Raw genomic sequence first — 14448 nt, forward strand, 5'->3', positions numbered from 1 at the left:
ATGATTCGGTCCTTGAAAAAACCGATTTTCCGACTATAACACCGCTAATCCTTAGGCAAGCAAGGAAAAATTAAGCCGTCAGCAAAATTTATAATTGCCCGCCCGTCATAACTAAAAACGATGACGAGGCGGCGAGCGGATCAGCGGGCAGAAAGGGACGGGCGCTGGGCGATAAAGGCGTGCAGGAGGGGGATATCGGCCGGGGCGAGATCGAGGGTTAAGGCGTCGGCAGGAAGGCACCAGCGCAGCTGGCTGTGATAGTGGGCCAGCGGCGCGCCCTGAAAGTTCGGTACCCACCAGGCGTGCAGATGGATCTGGCGACCGGAGACTTCCCGCTGATGGCTGGCGATATAGCATGCCGGGTGGGCGAGGATGCCCATCTCCTCCCGCAGCTCCCGGGCCAGCGCCTGCGGCTGGCTTTCACCAGGCTCCACTTTGCCGCCGGCGAATTCCCACATTCCCGGCTGGTCGGCGTGGGGCGGGCGCTGCGCCAGCAGAATTTTGCCATCCTGTTCAATAATGGCGGCGACAACTTCAATCATTTTCAGCATAAGCATCAACGTTAATAAGACCAAACTGGCCTATTATCACCGCCATAGACCTTCACTGACAACCGCCAACTCTGCTGGAGACCCCCGTGCTTGATAGCCACCTGCATCCTCGCCTCAAACCTCTGCTTAACGCTGCCGCCGGCGCGCTTGACCGCCCGGGTATTTCGCCAGACGGGCTGACGCTGCTCGGTTTTGCCATCGGCGCGCTGGCTCTGCCATTTCTGGCATTAGGGTGGTATGGCGCGGCGCTGGCGGCCATTCTTCTCAACCGCCTGCTGGACGGCCTGGACGGCGCCCTGGCGCGGCGGCGCGGGCTTAGCGACGCCGGCGGTTTTCTCGATATCTCACTTGATTTTCTCTTCTATGCCCTGGTGCCGTTCGGTTTTATCCTGGCGGATCCGCAAAATAACGCCCTGGCGGGGGGCTGGCTGCTGTTTGCCTTTATCGGCACCGGCAGCAGCTTTCTCGCCTTTGCCGCGCTGGCGGCAAAGCACCAGATCGCCAATCCCGGCTATGCCCATAAATCGCTGCACTATCTCGGGGGGCTGACGGAGGGGACGGAGACTATCCTGCTATTTGTCCTCAGCTGCCTGTTTCCGGCGCATTTCGCCTGGCTGGCGTGGCTGTTTGGCGCGCTATGTTGGCTGACGACGGCGACGCGTATCGCCAGCGGCTACCAGACCTTAAAGCGGGTGGCGTGAGCGGAAAATCGCGCGTCGCCGGCAGGGGGCGACGCGCGCGGGTGGGACGCGTTACTGGCTGCTTTCCGGGCCGCGTTCTCCGCGGGCGACCGGATTGTGCGGGTTGCTGCTCCATTCGTACCAGCCGCCGTCATAGACGGCGACGTGCGGCCAGCCCATGGCCCGGGCATACATGAAGGTTTCCGAGGCCCGCCAGCCGGTCCCGCAATAGAACGCCACCTGCTGGTCAGGCAGGATGTTCCACTGGCGCCACAGGGCGGCGATATCGTCGGCGCTGCGCATGGTGCCGTCCGGGTTATGGAAGTCTTCCATGTGCGTGGAGTCGCTTCCGGCATGGCCCCAGCGGGCGCCGGCGATGTCGCCCTTCGGTTTGATATAGCTGTAGCCGCTGGTGGTGCCGATAAACTCCGGCCACGAGCGGACGCTGACCAGCGAGGCGTCCTGGCGGTGCAGCAGACCGCGGGCCTGCCCAGTATCCAGCATCAGCTGCGGCTGGCCGGGGATCGGCGCGCCAAAATCCGGCGCCGGCTGCGGCGTCGGCGGCATGCCGCGCGCCACCGGCAGACCGGCGTCGGACCAGGTCTGCCAGCCGCCGTCCAGCAGGCGCACGTCTTTGACGCCGGCGTACAGCATGATCTGCGCCACCCGCGCCGCGGCGTAGACGTCGCGACCGTAGAGGATCACCGTGGTGTCATGGCGGATGCCGTGCTTCGCCAGCATCGCCTTCAGCTGCGCATCGGAGACTTTATTCCACAGCGGTTCGCTCTCCACCTCATTGGTGTCGATATAGCCCGCGCCCGGGATATGGCTCAGCAGATAGAGCTTCGGCGCTCCCCAGGCGGCCTCAAACACTTTCCAGTCGCCGGCCGGGGCGGCAGCCACGCTCTTCCCTTGCTGCAGATCGTGCAGCCACTGCGGGTAGACCAGCTGTTCAAAGTGCGGCAGCTTTTGCAGACGGTCGCCCTGGCTCAGAGCGTCGCTCAGGACGTTGAGCCGGGTGAAGCCCGCTTGTTTCAGTCGCGCCGCGACGCTGGCGTTATCCTCAGGACTGCCGTACAGCGCGATGGGGGTATCGGGCTGGAGCTGGTGCTGTTTAGCCCAGCTGTGGAGCTGCTCGTCGCTCATGGCGCCGAGCCAGCGGGCGGAAAGGTTCAGCGCCTGCGGCTCATGCCCTTCCGGGCCGTTGACGTGCTGCGGCCAGCCGTTGTAATAAGCGCTCAGGCGGGTGTCGATGGCCACGCCGTGCTGCTGTTGCAGATGGGAGAGGGTGAGCGCTGGCATGGTTTCAGCGGCGCAGGTGGTGGTGGCAGCAAGCCCCATGAGCAGGGCGAGTGCGGTCAATTGAGAAACACGTTTCATCGAAATGCCCGACGGTAAAAAGTGGAGGGCGTATTCTCCGCTTGCCAGGCGTTGATTTCTTTGCGGTAACGCAGGTTTGCACGCTATTGCGCTTCATTGCCAGCGCTCCATCGCCAGGCACCGCCCCGTCGGCGGACAGTCCTCGCGATCGTGGGTCACCAGGATCGCCGGAATGGCCTGGCGGGCCAGTTCCTCAAATACCCAGCGACGGAACGCGGCGCGCAGGGTCGCATCCAGGCGGCTGAAGGGCTCATCCAGCAGCAGCGCCTCGGGGCGCGCCAGCAGGGCGCGCAGCAGACTCACCCGCGCCCGCTGTCCGCCGGAGAGCGTGGCCGGGTCGCGCGCGGCGAAGCCATGCAGCCCGGCGCGACTGAGCGCCTGCTCCACCGCGGCTTTTCGCGCCTCGCCGCGCACGCTTTCCGGTAGCGCCAGCTGTAAATTTTGCCCGACGCTGAAATGGTCGAACAGCAACGGGTCCTGAAACAGGATGCCGATGCGCCGGCGCTCCGTTGGCAGCGTATCGCAGCGCCGCTCGTTGAGCCACAGCTCGCCCTCGGCGCGGAAGTCGCCGGCCAGAGCGCCAATCATCCATGCAAACAGCGTCGATTTTCCGCTGCCGGAAGGGCCCATCAGCGTCAGCACTTCACCCGGGGCCACCGAGAAGGCGACCTCCCGCAGCAGCGGCTGACGTTTCACGCTCAGGGTCAGATGGTTTACGGTTAGCACTAGCGAAGTCCTCGTCGATAGCGGCCCGCCAGCCAGGCCAGCAGGGACGTCAGGGTAAAGCATACCGCCGGCAGCAGTAATTGCCACAGCGCCTGGGCGGCGAGCGTCTGCGCCTCGCCGCCGCTGCTGAGCGCCACCGCCTGGCTGGTAAGCGTCGGGATACGGCCTGCCCCCAGCCATAGCGTTGGCAGATACTGCGCAATGCTCACCGAGAAACCCACCGCCAGGGCGGTCAGCAGCGGGCGGGTCAGCGAGGGCAGGGTCAGCAGCCAGAAAATACGCGTGGGATCCCAGCCGAGCGTGCGGGCGATCACCGCCATCCGCGGATCGCGCTGGCGCCAGGCCGGGCGCAAAATAAACAGCATCCACGGCACCACCCACAGCAGATGGCCCCACAGGACGGTCCACCATTCGCCGTCTAGCCAGGCGTACAGCGCCAGCCGGTACTGGCCGTCGGCCAGCGGCAGGGCCGGCAGCACCAGCGGCAGCCAGACCCAGCCATCTCCCCGCGCCGGGCCGCAGGCCAGCCACAGCAGGCAGACGGCCGCGCCGAGGGCGCAGGCCGCCAGCGCCAGACCAAGGCTGTTAATCAATGCCTCGGTCTGCGGCGGCGCCGAGCGCGCCAGCCCCGCCAGCAATAGCGCGCACAGCAGGCCGCTCAGCGGCAGGGCTCTCGCCAGCAGGCGGCCGGGCAGGGCGTGGGGATGGGGATGCCGAACGCCGCGCAGATCGGGCAGGCGTCGACGCTGTAGCCGCCATCCGCCCCAGGCGACCAGCGCCAGCCCGCCGAGGATCGCCAGCAGCAGCAGGCTGGCCAGCGCCCCTTTCGCCTGCTGCAGGTCATCGCCCTGGCTTAACCACTGCCACGCCAGCACGGCGAGGGTGGGCGGATTGCCGGGCCCCAGCACCAGGGCGACGTCTACCGTCGACAGGCTCCAGGCCGCGGCGGCCAGCAGCACCATGCCGAGGGCGGGCAGCAGCCCAGGCAGCACCAGCCAGCGCAGGCACTGCCAGCGGCCGTAGCCGAGGCTCTTTAGCGCTGTCGCCTGGTCGGCGAGGCGCGCCTCCCCCAGCAGGCCGTAGATCACCCACAGCACAAAGGCGCTCTCTTTCAGGGCCATCGTCAGGCCAAGCCCGATGCCGTACCGGTCGACCGGCGGCGTCAAAAACGGCAGCCGCTGCCAGATCCAGCCGCCTTCGGCGAACAGCAGCAGCGCCGCCGTCGCCAGGGCAAGATGGGGAACCGCCAGCAGCAAGGGCAGGCGGGAAGCCAGTCGCCGCCAGCGGGCCGAAGGCCAGAGGGCGGCGACGATGGTCAGGGCGATCAGTAACGCGCCGCCGACGGACAGCAGCGTGGAAACAAGGGTGGCGGCCAGCGCCTGGCCCAGCTGCGGGTCGGCGAACAGCGCCCGCCAGTGGACCGGGGAGAGCGCCGGCCACACCAGCCCTGCGGCGGCGGGGAATAAGGGCAGATAGATTGCCGCCATCGTCCCCCAGGCCAGCAGGATCAGTGGGTACCGTAGCGGCGCAGCCATTCCTGCTCCAGTGCGTCAACCCACGCCGCGTGCGGCTCGGCAAGCACCGGCGGCAGATCCTGCGGCAGGGTGGCCGCCAGCGCCTGGCGCTGCTTGTCAGGTAGACGCTGCGGGTCCAGGACGCTTGGATCGCCCCAGACGGCGGCATCCGCCTTGCGCAATTGCGCCTCAGGGGAGAGCAGGAAATTGGCCACCACTTTGGCGGCGGCGACGGCGCGCGCGTTGGCCGGAATAGTCACGAAATGGACGTTGCCGAGGGTCCCTCCGGTAAAGCCGAAGCTGTAGCTGTCCGCCGGTAACTCCCCGCTGGCGGCCTTCTGCCGGGCATGGAGCGGATTAAACGTCAGCGACAGGCGGAGGATGCCCTGGTTGAGCATGGCGTCCATCCGCGCCGGCGACGCCGGGAAATCCTTGCCCGCCCGCCACAGCGTCGGGTGCAGCGCATCGAGATAGCGCCACAGCGGGGCGGTGACCGCCGCGAAAGTCGCCGTCTGCGGCGGCTGGCGCAGGGCGGCAGGCTGGTCGGTGAGGGCGATCAGCAGCTGCTCCAGCAGGGCGGTACCGGTGAAGTCCGGTGGCCGCGGGTAGGTTACGCTGCCCGGATGGGCTCTGGCGAAGGCCAGCAGCGCCTGCGGACTGGTGGGAGGCTGCGGGGTTTGTTCGCGGCGGGCGATAAACGTCAGCTGGGCGCTGCCCCACGGCGACTCGGCGCCCTCGGTGGCGACAGAAAAATCTTCCTGAACCGGCTTTTGCCGATCGACATAGCGCCAGTTGGGCAGCGATTCGGCCCAGCCGGAGAGCAGCAGGTTGGCCTGTTTTAGGGTGTGAAAGTTTTCGCCGTTGATCCACAGCAAATCCACCGAACCGCCGCGGCAACGGCCAGCCTGCGCCTCAGTCTGGATGCGTTTCACCGCGTCGGCGGCGTCGGCGATGGGGACAATACGCAGGTCGATCGCGTAGTGACGTTTGACCTCCTCGCTGACCCACGCCAGATAGCGGTTAACGGCCGGGTCGCCACCCCAGGCGTTAAACCAGACGGTCTGGCCACGGGCTTCCGTCTGGGTCTGCCGCCAGCTGTCGTCGGCATTCACCACCAGCGGCCAGAGCAGCAGCAGGTACAGACAGAGGCTGAAATCACGCAAACGGCGCATCATTACTCCTTATTGTGCGGGGAAGAGGGGGGGATCTTGCACAGCCCCTGGGCCGGGATCGCCATCGCGGCGTTGAACCGCGCTGATAAATTTTGCAGGCCAATCAGGGCGGTCAGCTCGGTGAGCGCCCGGGCGTCAAAATGCGCCGCCATCGCGCTGCGCAGGGCATCATCCACCTCCGGCGGCGTTTGACTGGCGGCTTCGGCATAGGCCAGCGCCAGACGCTCTTGCTCGCTAAACAGCGTACTGTTGCGCCAGTCGGCGACCGCCAGCAGTTTGTCGCGGCCTCCGCTCCGCGCAGCGAGGGTCATGCTGGTGATATCGATGCAGAATTCGCAGTGGCACAGCTGGGCGATGCGGGCGCTGACCAGCGAGCGCAGCACCGGATCCAGCGGCGAGCGGCGGCGTTCAATATAGCCCACGAACAGCGAGACCAGGTAAAACAGCCACGGGATCCGTCCCCACCAGCGAATGGGGCTCAGCACCTGGCCGTAATGACGACGGTGCAGCCAGGCCTGCGGACGAAGGATCAGGGGGACAGTATCCAGCGGGGGTAAGCTCATGGCGACGATCTCTTATGACGTTCACGGTAAATATTTTTGGCGATGGAGATGACCACCGCCAGGGCAAAAAGCAGCGAAAGGCCAGTGGCCAGCCAGAAGGCGCCTCCGGTCAGCAGGCTCCCGGCCCAGGAATAGACGATGGTCGCCGGCAGCTGTCCCACGCCGGTGGCCAGCATAAAGGGCCAGAAGCGCAGCGAAGTCAGTCCGGCGGCATAGCTGACCGGATCAAAAGGGACAAACGGCAGCAGGCGACAGATCAGGATCGTCTGCGGGCCAAAGCGGGCGAAATAGCCGTCGACGCTGCGCAGCACCGTGCGGCCGGTGAGTTTCTCCACCACCTCGCGCCCCAGCGCTCTGGCGATGCAGAAGCAGAGCCCGGCGCCGACCATGGCGCTGAACCACGACAGCGCGCCGCCCCAGAAGGAGCCGAACAGCGCGGCGTTCGCCAGGGTGATCAGGAAGGCCGGCAGCGGGGCGACGATCGTCTGGAGGATCATCAGCGCAAAAGAGACCAGCGCCGCCTGCGCCCCCCAGGCGGCGATAAAGTCTTTAACATGCTGGGGATCCAGCGACGCTAGCGCCGTCAGGCTGTGCTGCAGAAAGGCTCGCCCGCCGGGGAACCACAGCCAGGCGGCCAGAGCGGCAACGGCCACCACGGCGAGAGCCAGCCGGGCGCGGCGCAGGTGACGGCGATCAGGTCGGGTCATGGCGCACCTCCTCGCCGGGCGTTGCCACACGGCGGGCGCGGGCAAACCGTTTGCCCATCTGCACCAGGGCAAACAGCAGTCCGCCGGCGAGGCTCAGCTTGAGCGCGAAGGCGAAGGTCGCTCCCTCGCGAGCCAGTTCGCTGGCCATCACCGAATAGATCACCAGGCCCGGCAGGGTGGTCACGGCGGAGATCAGGGTAAAAGGCCAGAAGGGGATCGCCGTCAGGCCGTAGGCGTAATTCTGAATGTTGTAGGGAAAGAGCGGTACCAGGCGGGTGAGGATCAGAAAATCGCTGCCGCTGCGGGCGATACCGCGCTCAATGGCCTGGAAGACGGCGGTATGGCCCACATAGCGCTGCAGCAGATCGCGCCCAAGCCAGCGGGCGATCAAAAACGACAGCGAAGAGGCGACAGTGGCCGCGGCAAACGAGAGCAGAGAGCCGGTCAGCGGGCCGAAGAGTATTCCGCCGGCGATCACCAGCAGGCTGCCGGGGATCAGGCACAGGGTGGCAATGATAAACAGCGCTGCATAGACCAGATAGCCCCAGGCGCCCTGATGGCGCAGGGTCTCCTGCAGCAGATGCAGGTGAGTCAGCAGATCGTGGAGACCGACGCGGTGGCTGATAACGGCCAGCGTGGCCGCCAGCGCGATGAGTCCCAGCCCTTTACCAATGGCCGGATGATGGCTTCTTTTTCATGAAGGGGTCTCCTGTACAGCCTGGACGCGGTGGACATTAAAAAGTGCGCGCGACAGTATCCTGTTCAGACGACGGCCACAATGGTTTACCGTCGCTTTGTTGATTTTGCTCAGGAAATTCTGCCCCTCGCGCGGCGGGAGGCAGGTCAGGACGTGGCTTACGGCCGGAAGGTGGCCCACACCGGCGCGTGGTCGGACGGTTTTTCCATTCCGCGGATCTCATAATCGATTCCGGTCTCCACGCAGCGCTGGGCCAGAGGCTGGCTGGCCAGCAGCAGGTCGATGCGCAGCCCGCGGTTATCGTCGAATCCTTTGGAGCGGTAATCAAACCACGAGAAGTGCTCCTGATTGTCCGGGTTAGCCTGACGCCAGGTATCCACCAGGCCCCAGCCCAGCAGACGGTCCATCCATTCCCGCTCTTCCGGCAGGAAGGAACATTTGCCGGTGCGCAGCCAGCGTTTGCGGTTCTCTTCACCGATACCGATGTCGAGATCGGTAGGGCTGATGTTCATATCGCCCATGATCAGCACCGGATTCTCTTTATTGAGCTCGGTCTCCAGATAGTTCTGCAGATTCTGATAGAACGCCGCTTTGGCCGGGAATTTGGTCTCATGATCGCGGCTTTCACCTTGCGGGAAATAACCATTAATCACCGTAACGTTACCGAACGGCGACGGGATCTCGGCCATGATGATGCGGCGCTGAGCCTCTTCACCATCGTCCGGGAAACCGCGGCGGACGGCAATCGGCGTCTCTTTGGTCAGCAGAGCGACGCCATAATGGCCTTTCTGGCCGTGATAAAAGACGTTATAGCCGAGTCTGGCGACCTCTTCGAGAGGGAACATATCGTCGTGAACTTTGGTTTCCTGCAGGCCAATCACGTCCGGCTGGTGCTTTTCGACGATGGCGGCCAGTTGGTGTGGGCGGGCGCGCAGGCCGTTGATATTAAAAGAGACGAATTTCATAGTCGCTGCCACTGTGCAAGGTGAATAGTGCAGGGATGGTAGCAGAAATTCGCCAGGCTGGCTGCCATCCGATGCGTCATTCTGCCAATCGCTGCGCATGAGCGTACCGTGGGTGCCCCTTTTGCGGGCACGCCGCGCCAAAAAAGGGCAAATAGCTACGATAAATTTCGCAGAAGATCACAATTACAGAATTATATCTTACCTTTGCATAACTTATCTTCTTTAATCACTGTTCATCCCCCTTTATCGGATACTTATTCACTAATTATGCATTTTATGTGAATGGCGCCAGGTTGTAACTCATTGATATTGCGTTATCTCATCCGGTTTATGCATTTTTATCGCTGGCTGGCACGAACCGTGCAATCTACATTTACAGCGTAATAACTCATATTTATTAACATTATTGCTACTTTTGATTTACCGGAAGAGGTCGATATGTCTCAGTCAATTACGCGTAACCACTTTGATGAATGGATGATGCCGGTCTACGCGCCAGCGGCGTTTATTCCGGTGCGGGGCGCCGGGTCGCGGCTGTGGGATCAGCAGGGCAAAGAGTATATCGATTTTGCCGGCGGCATCGCCGTGAACGCGCTGGGGCATGCGCATCCGCGTCTGGTGCAGGCCCTCACCGATCAGGCTGGCAAGTTCTGGCATACCGGCAATGGCTATACCAATGAGCCGATCCTGCGTCTGGCCAAAATGCTTATCGATGCCACCTTCGCCGACCGGGTCTTCTTCTGTAACTCCGGGGCCGAGGCCAATGAGGCGGCGCTCAAGCTGGCGCGTAAATATGCCCACGATCGCTTTGGCAGCGAGAAAAGCGGCATTGTCGCCTTCCAGAACGCCTTCCACGGGCGGACGCTGTTCACCGTTTCGGCAGGCGGTCAGCCGGCCTACTCCCGGGATTTTGCCCCGCTGCCGCCGCAGATCCAGCATGCGGTGTTTAACGATCTCGCGTCGGCAAAGGCCTTAATCAATGACCAAACCTGCGCGGTGATCGTCGAGCCGGTGCAGGGCGAAGGCGGCGTGGTGCCGGCCAGCGTCGAGTTTTTACGCGGCCTGCGCCAGCTTTGCGACCAGCACAACGCCCTGCTGATTTTCGATGAAGTGCAGACCGGGGTCGGGCGCACCGGCGAACTGTATGCCTATATGCACTACGGCGTGACCCCTGATGTGCTGACCACCGCCAAAGCGCTGGGCGGCGGCTTCCCCATCGGCGCGCTGCTGGCGACAGAGGCCTGCGCCAGCGTAATGACCGTCGGCACCCACGGCACCACCTACGGCGGTAACCCGCTGGCGGGGGCGGTGGCCGGCGAGCTGCTTTCGATCGTCAATACCCCGGAAGTGCTCTCCGGCGTCAGACAGCGCCATCAGTGGTTTTGCGAACGCCTGCAGGCGATCAACGCCCGCTATGGTCTGTTCAAGGAGATCCGCGGCCTGGGGCTGCTGATCGGCTGCGTGCTGAACGACGCCTGGGCCGGGAAGGCGAAAACCCTCAGCAACCTGGCGGCGGAAGAGGGCGTGATGATCCTGATCGCCGGCGCCAACGTGGTGCGTTTCGCGCCAGCGCTGAACGTCAGTGAAGAAGAGGTGAACAGCGGGCTGGATCGCGTCGAGCGGGCCTGCGCGCGATTCCTGGCGGGAGTTTCATCATGATGGTTATTCGACCGGTGGAGCCGGGCGATCTGCCCGGGCTGCTGAAGCTGGCGGCGGAGACCGGCGGCGGGCTGACCTCGCTGCCGGTGGATGAAGCCACCCTCGCGGCGCGGATCGCCCGCTCACAGCAAACCTGGCGCGGCGAGCTGCCGAAAAGCGAGCAGGGCTATGTCTTTGTGCTGGAAGAGAGCGAGAGCGGCGCTGTGGTGGGCATCTGCGCGATAGAGGTGGCGGTGGGGCTCAACGATCCCTGGTACAACTACCGGGTCGGCACCCAGGTCCATGCCTCGAAGGAGCTTAACGTCTATCAGGCGCTGCCGACGCTGTTTCTCAGTAACGACCACACCGGCAGCAGCGAGCTGTGTACCCTGTTCCTCGACCCACAGTGGCGCAAAGAGGGCAATGGCTATCTGCTGTCGAAGTCGCGCTTCTTATTTATGGCCGCCTTTCGCGAGCGCTTTAATGAGAAGGTGGTTGCCGAGATGCGCGGGGTGATTGACGAGCACGGCTATTCCCCATTCTGGGAGAGCCTGGGCAAACGCTTTTTCGCCATGGAGTTTTCCCGCGCCGACTACCTGTGCGGCACCGGACAGAAGGCTTTCATTGCCGCCCTGATGCCCAAGCACCCGCTGTATATCGATTTCCTCACCCCCGAGGCGCAGGCGGTGATCGGCAAGGTCCACCCGCAGACCGCCCCGGCCCGGACGGTGCTGGAGAAAGAGGGATTCCGCTACCTGAACTACATCGATATTTTCGACGGCGGCCCGACCCTGGAGTGCGATATCGACCGGGTGCGGGCGATCCGTAAAAGCCGTCTGGTGACCACCGAGGCCGGCGAAACGCCGCCCGGCGACGGGCCGCTGTGCCTGGTGGCGAACGAACAGTACCACCAGTTCCGCGCCCTGCTGGTGCATGCCGACCCGGATGGCGACACCCTGACCCTCAGCGCCCGCGAGCTGGATATGCTGAAGTGTCATGCCGGCGACCAGGTGCGCATGGTGCGCCTGATCCCTGAGGAGAAAACCGCATGAGTCTGTGGATTAACGGCGAGTGGCGGCCCGGCGATGGGCCGCGCTTCAGCAAACAGGATCCGGTCAACCTGAAGGTTGTCTGGCAGGGAGAGGCGGCGGACGCCGGGCAGGTCGCCGAGGCGGTGGCGGCAGCCCGCCAGGCGTTCCCGGCCTGGGCGCGGCTGCCGTTTGCCGACCGCCAGGTCATCGTCGAAAAATTTGCCGCGCTGCTGGAGGCCAGCAAGGCGGAGCTGACGGCGATTATCGGCGCCGAGACCGGAAAGCCGCGCTGGGAGGCGGCCGGGGAAGTGACGGCGATGATCAACAAGGTGGCGATCTCGGTGAAGGCGTACCACACCCGCACCGGCGAACAGCACAGCGATCTGCCCGATGGCGCCGCGACGCTGCGTCACCGGCCGCATGGCGTGCTGGCGGTCTTTGGCCCCTATAACTTTCCCGGCCATCTGCCGAACGGGCATATCGTGCCAGCGCTGCTGGCGGGCAATACCGTGGTGTTTAAACCCAGCGAACTCACCCCGCACAGTGGCGAAGCGGTGGTGAAGCTGTGGGAGCAGGCCGGCCTGCCCGCCGGGGTGCTCAACCTGCTGCAGGGCGGTCGGGAAACCGGCGAGGCGCTCAGCGGCCAGGCGGATATCGACGGGCTGCTGTTTACCGGCAGTTCGACCACCGGTTTTCATCTGCATCGCCAGCTGGCCGGACAGCCGCAGAAGATCCTCGCGCTGGAGATGGGCGGCAATAACCCGCTGATCGTCGACGATCCGCGGGACGTCGATGCCGCGGTGCATCTGACCATCCAGTCCGCCTTTATTACCGCCGGCCAGCGCTGCACCTGCGCCCGGCGTCTGCTGGTCCGGCGCGGAGAGGCGGGAGATGCTTTCCTCTCCAGGCTGGTGACGGTGAGCCAACGGCTGATCCCCGCGGCGTGGGACGCCGAGCCGCAGCCGTTTCTCGGCGGGCTTATCTCTGAACAGGCCGCGCAGAAAGTGCATCAGGCCTGGCTGCAGCGGATCGCCGCTGGCGCAGCCACCCTACTGGAGCCGCGCTTATTGCAGGCCGGGACGTCGCTGCTGACGCCGGGGATTGTCGACATGAGCGACGTGGCCCAGGTCGAGGATGAAGAGGTGTTCGGCCCGCTGCTTGGCGTCTGGCGCTACGACACTTTCGAGGAGGCGATTGCCCTGGCCAATGCCACCCGCTTCGGGCTCTCCTGCGGGTTAATCTCCCCGGAACGGGAGAAGTTCGATCGGCTGCTGCTTGAGGCGCGGGCCGGGATAGTCAACTGGAACAAACCGCTGACCGGGGCGGCGAGTACCGCGCCGTTCGGCGGCACCGGGGCCTCTGGCAATCATCGCCCCGGGGCCTGGTATGCCGCCGATTATTGCGCCTGGCCGATGGCCAGTCTCGAATCGCCGACCTTGACGCTGCCCGCCAGTCTCAATCCAGGGCTCGACTTTCGGGCCGGGGAGGCGTCATGACCGCCCGCGAAGTCAACTTTGACGGTCTGCCCGGACTGACCCATCACTACGCCGGGCTCTCCTTTGGCAATGAGGCCTCCACCCGGCACCGCTTTCGGGTGTCGAACCCGCAGCTGGCGGCAAAGCAGGGGCTAAAAAAAATGAAAGCCCTCGCCGACGCCGGCTATCCGCAGGCGGTGATCCCCCCTCAGGAGCGGCCCAACGTGCCGCTCCTGCGTCAGCTGGGCTTTAGCGGCAGCGATGAACAGGTGGTGGCTCGCGCGGCTCAGCAGGATCCGGATCTGCTGTCGGCGGTGAGTTCGGCCTCGGCGATGTGGGTGGCCAACGCCGCGACGGTCTGTCCCTCCGCCGATTCGCTGGATGGCCTGGTACACCTGACGGTGGCGAATCTGCAGGATAAATTCCACCGCGCCAGCGAAGCCCCCACCACCCGGGCGTTGCTGCAGGCGATATTCCCGGACCGCACGCGATTTGCCATCCACCCGGCGCTGCCTGCCTCGGCATGGTTTGGCGACGAAGGGGCGGCGAACCATAATCGTCTCGGCGGGGAATATGGCGCCCCCGGCGTTCAGCTCTTTGTCTATGGCCGCCGCCGGGGAAGCGAAGAGGCGCCGCGTCGCTATCCGGCGCGGCAAACTCTTGAGGCCAGCCAGGCGGTGGCGCGCCTTAATCAGGTCAATCCCCGCCAGCTGATCTTCGCCCGCCAGCATCCGGCGGCGATCGACATGGGGGTTTTTCATAACGATGTCATCGCGGTGAGCAATCGTCAGGTCCTGTTCTGCCATGAGCAGGCCTTTGCCGACCAGAACGCGGTTTTGCAGCAGCTGGCGCAGCAGGTGCCGGGCTTCACCCCGCTGGTGGTTCCCGCCAGCCGGGTCACGGTGGAAGAGGCGGTTGCCACCTATCTGTTCAATAGCCAGCTGTTGAGCCGGGCGGACGGCAGCATGGCGCTGATCCTGCCCCAGGAAGCCCAGGCGCATCCGGGCGTGTGGAACTATCTCAATGAGCTGCTGGCCGGGGATAACCCCATCGCCGCGCTGCAGGTGTTTGATCTGCGCGAGAGTATGGCCAACGGCGGCGGTCCGGCGTGCCTGCGTCTGCGGGTAGTGTTGACGGCCGAGGAGTATCAGGCGGTCAATCCGCACGTCCTGATGAACGATACGCTGTTTGCCACCCTCAATGATTGGGTGGATCGCTACTATCGCGATCGTCTCACCCAGGCCGACCTCGCCGACCCCCAGCTGCTGCGGGAAGGGCGCGACGCGCTGGATCGGTTGACCCAGATCCTGCAGCTCGGTTCGGTTTATCCATTTCAGCAATAAGGGGGC

15 protein-coding genes are annotated in these 14448 nt (G+C 64.5%); 6 read left to right on the top strand and 9 right to left on the bottom strand.

What is annotated here, in order from left to right:
• Positions 1–140: 140 nt before the first annotated feature.
• Positions 141–551 (bottom strand): pyrimidine (deoxy)nucleoside triphosphate diphosphatase, encoded by a 411-nt coding sequence (locus ACOI7Z_RS06720; protein WP_087848762.1) that lies wholly within the window; start codon positions 549–551, stop codon positions 141–143.
• Positions 552–637: 86 nt separating this feature from the next.
• On the opposite strand from ACOI7Z_RS06720, the gene ACOI7Z_RS06725 reads away from it, so the two are divergent.
• Positions 638–1252, top strand: coding sequence for a CDP-alcohol phosphatidyltransferase family protein (locus ACOI7Z_RS06725; protein ID WP_048297315.1), 615 nt, complete (start codon positions 638–640; stop codon positions 1250–1252).
• Positions 1253–1303: 51 nt separating this feature from the next.
• Here ACOI7Z_RS06725 and ACOI7Z_RS06730 read toward each other — a convergent pair whose 3' ends face one another.
• From ACOI7Z_RS06730 to ACOI7Z_RS06760, 7 genes are all read right to left on the bottom strand, one after another.
• Positions 1304–2611 (bottom strand): sulfurtransferase, encoded by a 1308-nt coding sequence (locus ACOI7Z_RS06730; RefSeq protein ID WP_044522400.1) that lies wholly within the window; start codon positions 2609–2611, stop codon positions 1304–1306.
• A gap of 93 nt (positions 2612–2704) precedes the next feature.
• Positions 2705–3337 carry an ATP-binding cassette domain-containing protein gene (locus ACOI7Z_RS06735; protein ID WP_065882984.1) on the bottom strand — a complete coding sequence of 211 codons (633 nt, stop codon included), beginning with the start codon at positions 3335–3337 and terminating at the stop codon, positions 2705–2707.
• Entirely contained in the window at positions 3337–4872 is a 1536-nt protein-coding gene (locus tag ACOI7Z_RS06740; protein ID WP_065882985.1) for an ABC transporter permease subunit, read from the bottom strand. The genes ACOI7Z_RS06735 and ACOI7Z_RS06740 overlap by 1 nt, the downstream gene beginning before the upstream one ends.
• Positions 4845–6023 carry an ABC transporter substrate-binding protein gene (locus ACOI7Z_RS06745; protein ID WP_087848728.1) on the bottom strand — a complete coding sequence of 393 codons (1179 nt, stop codon included), beginning with the start codon at positions 6021–6023 and terminating at the stop codon, positions 4845–4847. The genes ACOI7Z_RS06740 and ACOI7Z_RS06745 overlap by 28 nt, the downstream gene beginning before the upstream one ends.
• A 2-nt stretch (positions 6024–6025) precedes the next feature.
• A complete protein-coding gene (locus ACOI7Z_RS06750; protein WP_064158338.1) occupies positions 6026–6586 on the bottom strand; it encodes a carboxymuconolactone decarboxylase family protein in 561 nt (186 codons plus the stop codon).
• Entirely contained in the window at positions 6583–7293 is a 711-nt protein-coding gene (locus ACOI7Z_RS06755; protein ID WP_087848729.1) for a TVP38/TMEM64 family protein, read from the bottom strand. The genes ACOI7Z_RS06750 and ACOI7Z_RS06755 overlap by 4 nt, the downstream gene beginning before the upstream one ends.
• A complete protein-coding gene (locus tag ACOI7Z_RS06760; protein ID WP_223822588.1) occupies positions 7280–7918 on the bottom strand; it encodes a TVP38/TMEM64 family protein in 639 nt (212 codons plus the stop codon). The genes ACOI7Z_RS06755 and ACOI7Z_RS06760 overlap by 14 nt, the downstream gene beginning before the upstream one ends.
• Between ACOI7Z_RS06760 and ACOI7Z_RS06765 the strand changes: the two genes are divergently transcribed.
• Positions 7850–7993, top strand: coding sequence for a hypothetical protein (locus tag ACOI7Z_RS06765; protein ID WP_023289292.1), 144 nt, complete (start codon positions 7850–7852; stop codon positions 7991–7993). The two genes, ACOI7Z_RS06760 and ACOI7Z_RS06765, sit on opposite strands and share 69 nt — an antisense overlap.
• Before the next feature lie 155 nt (positions 7994–8148).
• Here the strand turns inward: ACOI7Z_RS06765 and xthA are convergent, their stop codons facing one another.
• Positions 8149–8955: an exodeoxyribonuclease III gene (gene xthA, locus ACOI7Z_RS06770; protein ID WP_023289293.1), complete on the bottom strand. Its 807-nt coding sequence runs from the start codon at positions 8953–8955 to the stop codon at positions 8149–8151.
• A 438-nt stretch (positions 8956–9393) separates the two neighbouring features.
• Here xthA and astC point away from each other — a divergent pair, with 438 nt between their 5' ends.
• The 4 genes from astC to astB are packed head-to-tail and all read left to right on the top strand — an operon-like array spanning position 9394 to position 14442.
• Entirely contained in the window at positions 9394–10614 is a 1221-nt protein-coding gene (gene astC, locus ACOI7Z_RS06775; protein ID WP_023289294.1) for an aspartate aminotransferase family protein, read from the top strand.
• Positions 10611–11645 carry an arginine N-succinyltransferase gene (gene astA / locus ACOI7Z_RS06780; protein ID WP_023289295.1) on the top strand — a complete coding sequence of 345 codons (1035 nt, stop codon included), beginning with the start codon at positions 10611–10613 and terminating at the stop codon, positions 11643–11645. The genes astC and astA overlap by 4 nt, the downstream gene beginning before the upstream one ends.
• Positions 11642–13120 (top strand): succinylglutamate-semialdehyde dehydrogenase, encoded by a 1479-nt coding sequence (astD, locus tag ACOI7Z_RS06785; protein ID WP_087848730.1) that lies wholly within the window; start codon positions 11642–11644, stop codon positions 13118–13120. Before astA ends, astD begins: the two co-directional genes overlap by 4 nt.
• Complete coding sequence (astB, locus tag ACOI7Z_RS06790) at positions 13117–14442, top strand: N-succinylarginine dihydrolase (protein ID WP_065882991.1); 1326 nt, start codon at positions 13117–13119, stop codon at positions 14440–14442. Before astD ends, astB begins: the two co-directional genes overlap by 4 nt.
• Positions 14443–14448: the final 6 nt, after the last annotated feature.

Origin of the sequence: Klebsiella sp. C283 (genome assembly GCF_048822555.1) — a bacterium.
GTDB classification, from domain to species: domain Bacteria; phylum Pseudomonadota; class Gammaproteobacteria; order Enterobacterales; family Enterobacteriaceae; genus Klebsiella; species Klebsiella quasipneumoniae.